This is a genomic window from Rhizobacter sp. P3_C12 (genome assembly GCF_056402735.1).
In genome coordinates this window covers 1-6,684 of the sequence record NZ_JBFUGW010000311.1, presented here as the reverse complement: position 1 = coordinate 6,684, position 6,684 = coordinate 1, and the positions used below count along the sequence as shown (strand labels likewise).

Genomic DNA, 6,684 nt, shown 5'->3' with positions numbered 1-6,684 from the left:
AGGCGGCGCTGGCCGCCTGCCCGCAGGTCGACATCCTGGTGAACAACGCCGGCGGGCCGCCGCCGGGGGATTTCCGCGAGTGGGACCGCGACGCCTGGATCAAGGCGCTCGACGCCAACATGCTGACGCCGATCGAGCTGATCAAGGCGACGGTCGATGCGATGGCGGGGCGCGGCTACGGCCGCGTGGTCAACATCACCTCGGGCGCGGTGAAGGCGCCGATCGGCGTGCTGGGGCTGTCGAACGGCGCGCGCAGCGGGCTGACCGGTTTCGTCGCCGGCCTCGCACGCAGCAAGCTCGCGGCGAAGAACGTGACGATCAACGGCTTGCTGCCCGGCGCGTTCGACACCGACCGGCTGCGCACCACCGTGCGCGCCGGCGCGCAGAAGGCGGGGCAGGATGCCGATGCCGCGTGGGACGTGCGGCGCAAGGCGATCCCCGCGCAGCGCTTCGGCACCGCCGAGGAGTTCGGTGCGGTCTGCGCGTTCCTGTGCAGCGTGCAGGCGGGGTACCTGACGGGGCAGAACATCCTGCTGGACGGCGGGTCGTATCCGGGGACGTTCTAGGCGGAAGGATGTACTGCGCGTGGAACGATGTGGCGGCCGGCGTGACATACCGGGCGTTACTCGGGTGAGGGCTCGGCGCTTGTGAGGCCGAGGTGGCGCCCGGGACGCCACTTCAACCGCAAAGGCCACCATGGGTCCTTCCACCAAACTTCAGCCCAATGCTGTTCGCAAGATCCCGCGCTCGCAGAGTGCCCCCTCATCGGAACACGTCGGAAGGGTCGCCTCGCTTCCCCAACAGCGCAGTTCCGCGGGGCACTGCGTGCAAAGCCATCTGATTTCTCGCTCTGGATCGCACCTGTTCAAGGTGGCCTCGTTCGCCACCCTGCAGAGTGTTCCGTTCCTGGCCGCGCGCGCCCGCGGACAGGTGCAGGATTTCCAGGCGCATCTCGGTGCCTTGAAGTGCATGCTGGAGCACTACGAAGACCAGCGTGTCAACGCACCGCGCGGGAAGACCACGCCCGAAGTTCAGCCCGAGGACTGGAAGCTCGCCCAGGAGATCGTGAACACCCTGGCCACCTTTCCCGAATTTGCGACGTTGTCGCCGGCGCTGAGGCACACCATCGAGGCTCTGAAGCCCCAGCTGGGGCAGCCGGGACAGGCGCGATACAGCGCATGGACGGCGGTGGGCCGCGCCTTCAAGAGCAGCCGGCACGCGGGGAACCAGGCGTTGTCAGCCCGGCCGCCGGCGCCGCTGCAGCGGCAGGTTTCAGCCCCCGGGGCTGCGCCACAGCGCAAGGCGACCGTCTCCTGTCAGGCCGCGTGCCAGGATCTCGCGCTCTTGAGCAAAGACATCAAGACCGTCGGGAGCCAGCAGCAGATCTCATGGTCCGACGTGCGCGCAGGGGTGAACGCGATTGTCTCGAGCGGTGACTACAAGACCCACTTCTCGAGGAGCCAGCAAGAGGTGTTCGAGAAGCTGCAGAAGCTCAACGCCAAGGAGTCAGGGTTGCCTGGCCGATTCGATGCCTGGCAGGACGTTCAAAAGCTGCTGGCTCAGGATGCGGGTCCTTCGCCGGTCGCCGTGAACCAGCTTCGACAGCGTCTGACCGCCATGAGCAACAACAACGTCTGGATGACGTCGGACAGCGATGCACTGATCAAGTTGTGCCACACCGAGCGGTTCAAGCCCGGATGGAGCAGCGATCTGATCCATCAGATGCACTGTGTGGAGCTTGCCGTGAAAGGCAATGCGCAGAACGCGCGCGGCATGCTGGCAAATCTGCTCGCCGGTCTGGACCAGATGTTTCCGCCCGCGTAGCGGTCATGCGAGCGACGCGGGCGGTGATCTCACCCTTCGCCGAGCAGCGGCGCCTGCGTCAGCTCCGCATCGACATTCATCAGCACGCTGGCCAGCGACAGCGCGCGCCACAGGTGGGGTGGCATCGCCATGATCGCTTCCGGCGACTTGGCGCTGGCCACCCAGGCGCCGATCTCGGCATGCTGTTCGATGGTCAGCAGGTGCCGGCGCCGCATGTCGTCCAAGGTTTCCATCGAGGGCCTCTCAAGGTCACGAGGCGCGAGGCCGCGCCTCCTGCGCGGATCATCGCACGGGGCATTCGGTGCGAGTGATGCGGGGTCTCGTGGTCGGACGCGGCTTGCGTCGGCACGGCATGCACCCCGGCTGACACTGACAGCTACACACCTGCTCACATCCCCGCCGTTGCCAGTTGGAACCAGTTCCATAACACTGCGCCGACGCAGGCAATGACCTGCCCACCAGGGGACGGACGATGCGCAGGATTCACTTGAAGTGGAAAGCCGCCGGCGTGGCCGCGGCGATCGGCCTGATCGGCACGCTGGCAGCGTGCGGCGGCAGCGGGAGCGGCACGGCGGATGCGCCGGCTGCCGACGCGCCGTCGGAATCGGCCGCCGCCTTCGCGCCTGCGACCGACACCACGCTGCCACTGCAGGCCGAGCGCTACGTGCTCGCCAACACCGGCAGCAACCAGTGCCTCGAAGCCGCACCCGACAACGTCGATGGCGCGCGCTTCCGCTTCGCTGACTGCAACAGCGGCACGGCCCAGGCTTTCAATGTGAGCCTGGATACTTCAGGACGCTACAAACTGTTGGCAAGCAGTGGCCGCGCGATGGATGTCGCCAGCGCTTCGGCGGCCGACGGCGCCACCGTGCAGCAGTGGCAGGACAACGGCACCGACGCGCAGCGCTTCGCGTTCAAGCGGCTCGGCGGCAACCGCTTCGCGCTGGCGAACGCCGGCAGCGGCAAGTGCATTGCGCCATCGAGCAGCACCGGCCTGCAGCAGCTCGCCTGCAAGGACGAACCCGCGCAGTCATTCACCGTTCATCCCGCGGCCAGCGGCGGCAAGGCCGGCCCGGCGGTCGGGCGCTATTCGGTGCGCTCGGTGCATTCGCAACTGTGCGTCGGCATCGAGGGTGCCAGCACCGCCGATGCCGCGCGCCTGCTGCAGGCCGCGTGCGCGAGCGACGACGCGCAGCGCTTCGATGTTGCATCGGCCGGCGGCGGCGCCTGGCGCCTGACCAATGTCCGCAGCGGCAAGTCGATCAGCGTCGCCGCATCGTCCACCGCCAACGGCGCGGCCGTGCAGCAACTCGCCGACAACGCCGGCGCGAACCAGCGCTACACCGCCACCGCGATCGGCGATGCCTTCGAGTTGAAGGCGCGACACAGCGGCAAGTGCCTCGACGTGCGCGACTTCAGCACCGCGGTCGGCGGCGTGGTGCACCAGTGGGATTGCACCCGCACCGACAACCAGCAGTGGCGCCTCGTCGCGGACGCCGGCACGACGCCGGCCAACCCGGTCGGCAAGAGCGCGAAGCGCGGCATCGCCTACGACGTGGCCACCACCGCCGACCTGAACGCGCTGTCGCCCGGCGTGTCCTGGTGGTACAACTGGTCGCCCCGGCCGAAGCTGACACCGCCGGCCGGCACCGACTTCGTGCCGATGCTGTGGAACTTCAGCTTCAACGATGCCGAGATCGAGGCGCTGCTGAAGGCCAACCCGCAGTACAAGTACCTGCTGGTGCTCAACGAGCCCAACCTGTGGGGCCAGGCGACGATGTCGCCGGCCGACACCGCGGCGGCCTGGCCGCGTGTCGAGGCGCTGGCCGCCAAGACCGGCGTCAAGATCGTCGGCCCGCAGATCACCTGGGGCAACCTGGCCGGCTTCGAGGATCCCGTCGTCTGGATGGACGCGTTCTACACCGCCTACCGCAATGCCAACGGCCAGCGCGCGCCGCGCATCGACATGCTGGCCTTCCACTGGTACGACTACGGCCTGGCCGCGCAGCTCGATCGCCTCACCAAATACGGCAAGCCGTTCTGGGTCACCGAGTTCGCGAACTGGCACACCGGCGACGGCTCGGCGCAGATCGACAGCGTGGCCAAGCAGAAGGCGCAGATGGCCGAGATGGTCGGCGTGCTGGAGAACCGCGCCGATGTCGTGCGCTACGCCTGGTTCACCGGCCGCTGGAGCAACGACGTGCACTTCTCGAGCCTGCTCGGCGCCGACGGCCAGCTCACCGAGCTGGGCAGGTACTACCTGACGCTGCCCTACAAGCCCTGAGTCGGAACTGGACTAGAGGCCCTGGGCCTCGGGCGCCACGCCAGCCGACACGTCGCGCACCGGCGGCTGGCCGTACAGCCGCGCGTACTCGCGGCTGAACTGCGACGGGCTCTGGTAGYCCACGCGGTGGCCGGCGGTCGCGACGCCCAGCCGCTCCACCACCAGCAGCCGGCGCGCCTCGTGCAGGCGCAGCTGTTTCTGGTACTGCATCGGCGTCAGCGCCGTCACCGCCTTGAAGTTGTGGTGCAGCGACGACTCGCTCATGCCGACGTGCGATGCGAGGTCTTCGATGCGCAGCGGCTCGGCGAAGTGCCGGCGCAGCCAGTCGACCGCCTTGCCGACCCGGTTGCTGCGGCTGTCGGCCGACATGATCGCGAGCAGCCGCCCGCCATCCGGCCCGGTCAGCAGCCGGTACAGGATCTCCTCCTCGACGAGCGGTGCGAGCGCCGGGATGTCGTGCGGGCTGTCGAGCAGGCGCAGCAGGCGGATCACCGCGTCCAGCAGTTCGGGTGGCGCGCGGTTCACGGTGACGCCGCGCAGGCCGTCGCCGGGCGGCGCGGCCTGCGGTGCGCGCACCCGGCGCAGCAGTTCGGTGAGCCGCACGCCGTCGATCGACATGCCGAGCCCGAGGCTGGGCGATGCCGCGCTCGCCACGGTGACGCGCGAGACGATCGGCAGGTCGACCGAGGTGACGAGGTAGTCGCCGACGCCGTAGCGGTACTCGTCGTTGCCGAGCGTCAGGATCTTCTCGCCCTGCGCCAGCAGCGCGAAGCAGGGCCACTGCGCGGCGTAGTGCGGCTGCGACGGTGACGAACAGCGGCCGAAGAACAGGTTGCCGATGGCGGTGGTGGCCTGCCCGTCGGCGGGCGCGTGGCGGGCGATCAGCGCGGCGATCTCGGCGTAGCGGTCAAGGGTCGAAACCATGCCCACGATCTTGCACGAGACGCTGCGCGTTGCCGCGCCGCGAGCGCACGATTTGCAGGATCGTGCATGAGTTCTGGAGGATCCGGCTAACAGGTCGCGGGCCGGCTGCAGGATGATGCGAGCCGTCTCACCGGAGGAAGCCCATGACCGAAGCGATCGAAATCACCACCTTCAAGCTGGCGAACTGCACCTGCGACGACTTCATCGACGCCAACGTCGAGATCGACGACTGGCTCAAGCGCCAGGCGGGATTCCGCTCGCGCCGGCTCGCGCAGTGGAACGACGGCACCGTCGTCGACATGCTGATCTGGGATTCGGCGGCACACGGCCGGGTCGCGATGGCGCGGTTGATGAACGAGATGGGCCACTCGCGCGTGCACGCGATGATCGACCAGCCGACGGTGTCGTGGAGCGTGGCGCCGGTGCGGCATCGGGTCTAGCGCTTCGCTCGTTGCCCGCAATGCATTCGTCTGTGCTGCATTTGTCTGTGAAGCCTGTTGTACCTTCGCCGGAACGATGGCGAACCTGAAGCGACACAGGCATGTGGTTCCACTTTTGTGCGCTGGTTGTCATTGCCGGTGGTTCCACGTGAACGGTGGGTCCGAAGATGTCTAGCAGTAGCAGTATCGGTAGTGCAAGCAGGATGCCGCAGGTGTCATCCACGGGTGTCAATCGCGGGAGTGATCTGAAGTACAGGGGGGGCCAGGAGGGATCGACGGATGCGGCGCGTGCGATGGCAAGGAACCGCTTTCGCGAGGTCCTGTTCGCGGACCAGCCGCCAGAAAATCCCCATGCCATCTCGTCGGCCATCTGCCGACAGGGTGCGAAGCAAATGCAAGCTCTGGAAGAGGGGCTCACCGCCGACGGCGCTGTTCAACTCAGTCACTGGGCGCGGCTTCGCTCAGAAGGCGTCACCGGTGATCGCCAGGATGCGCTGAAGGCCCTGGCAAAGGCCGCGGAGGAGTTGGCGAATGCCATTCCAGACTATTGCTCCGACGCAATGGACAAGGCGTCGTTCAATCAATGCCGCAGGCGGGTCTGGGAGCGGTGGGACGCTGTACTGGAATTGATTCAACCCCCTGGCCCGAAGGAAGATTACGAGCCGGCATTCTCGATGGTCCGTGAAGTTCGCACCCATATCGACAGCCGCGGCGGTGCGTTGATCAAGGCGGCACGAGACRCCCTCAACACCCTCGCCGAGACCGAAGCCGATCCGCGCAATGCCGGGCGATGGAAACCTTCCGAGACGCGCATCTGGCGCAACGTCGTCTCCTCGATCGCCGCAATGCAGAGGAGAGAGGCTGCGTACGACGCCAGGAAGGGGCTGGCGTTCAATGGGATGCCTCGGCTTCGCAAGGACCAGGTTGACTTTGATGCGCATCAGCCCACGTCTGCGCGTGGAGCGCGTCCATCAAAGGAGGAGAGCGACAAGAAAAGAGCGGGGTACAAGCAATGGAAAGCCGGGCTGTCTCCCGGCAAAGAGACGCCGAAAGAGCGCAAACAAGCCCACGCCGATCGCGAGCGCAAACGCGCGAATCATGGCGGAAAGCAGATGAACTCCGCCTGGGTGGTGCTGTGCGAGATGATCGATGCGAAAGAGCGCGAACTCGAACAGACCGCGCAGCAGAACTGACTCACTCCGCCCGCTGCAC

At 67.2% G+C, this 6,684-nt stretch carries 7 protein-coding genes; 5 read left to right on the top strand and 2 right to left on the bottom strand.

Annotated features, from left to right (window positions below):
• Window positions 1-566, top strand: a 566-nt coding sequence (locus AC1DXV_RS29505) for an SDR family oxidoreductase (protein ID WP_477936986.1), incomplete at its 5' end; no start/stop codon positions are given.
• Window positions 567-696: 130 nt separating this feature from the next.
• Entirely contained in the window at window positions 697-1,824 is a 1,128-nt protein-coding gene (locus AC1DXV_RS29500; RefSeq protein ID WP_477865624.1) for a hypothetical protein, read from the top strand.
• A 29-nt stretch (window positions 1,825-1,853) separates the two neighbouring features.
• Here the strand turns inward: AC1DXV_RS29500 and AC1DXV_RS29495 are convergent, their stop codons facing one another.
• Window positions 1,854-2,057, bottom strand: coding sequence for a hypothetical protein (locus AC1DXV_RS29495; protein WP_477865623.1), 204 nt, complete (start codon window positions 2,055-2,057; stop codon window positions 1,854-1,856).
• A gap of 254 nt (window positions 2,058-2,311) precedes the next feature.
• Here AC1DXV_RS29495 and AC1DXV_RS29490 point away from each other — a divergent pair, with 254 nt between their 5' ends.
• A complete protein-coding gene (locus tag AC1DXV_RS29490) occupies window positions 2,312-4,108 on the top strand; it encodes a glycosyl hydrolase (protein ID WP_477865622.1) in 1,797 nt (598 codons plus the stop codon).
• 12 nt (window positions 4,109-4,120) lie between these two features.
• Here AC1DXV_RS29490 and AC1DXV_RS29485 read toward each other — a convergent pair whose 3' ends face one another.
• On the bottom strand, window positions 4,121-5,032 hold the full coding sequence (locus tag AC1DXV_RS29485) for an AraC family transcriptional regulator (protein WP_477936984.1): 912 nt from the start codon (window positions 5,030-5,032) through the stop codon (window positions 4,121-4,123).
• Between the two features lie 143 nt (window positions 5,033-5,175).
• Between AC1DXV_RS29485 and AC1DXV_RS29480 the strand changes: the two genes are divergently transcribed.
• Together AC1DXV_RS29480 and AC1DXV_RS29475 are read left to right on the top strand one after the other, a co-directional pair.
• Window positions 5,176-5,472, top strand: a complete 297-nt coding sequence (locus AC1DXV_RS29480; protein ID WP_477865620.1) for a hypothetical protein — start codon at window positions 5,176-5,178, stop codon at window positions 5,470-5,472.
• A gap of 293 nt (window positions 5,473-5,765) precedes the next feature.
• A complete protein-coding gene (locus AC1DXV_RS29475; RefSeq protein ID WP_477936982.1) occupies window positions 5,766-6,665 on the top strand; it encodes a hypothetical protein in 900 nt (299 codons plus the stop codon).
• Window positions 6,666-6,684: the final 19 nt, after the last annotated feature.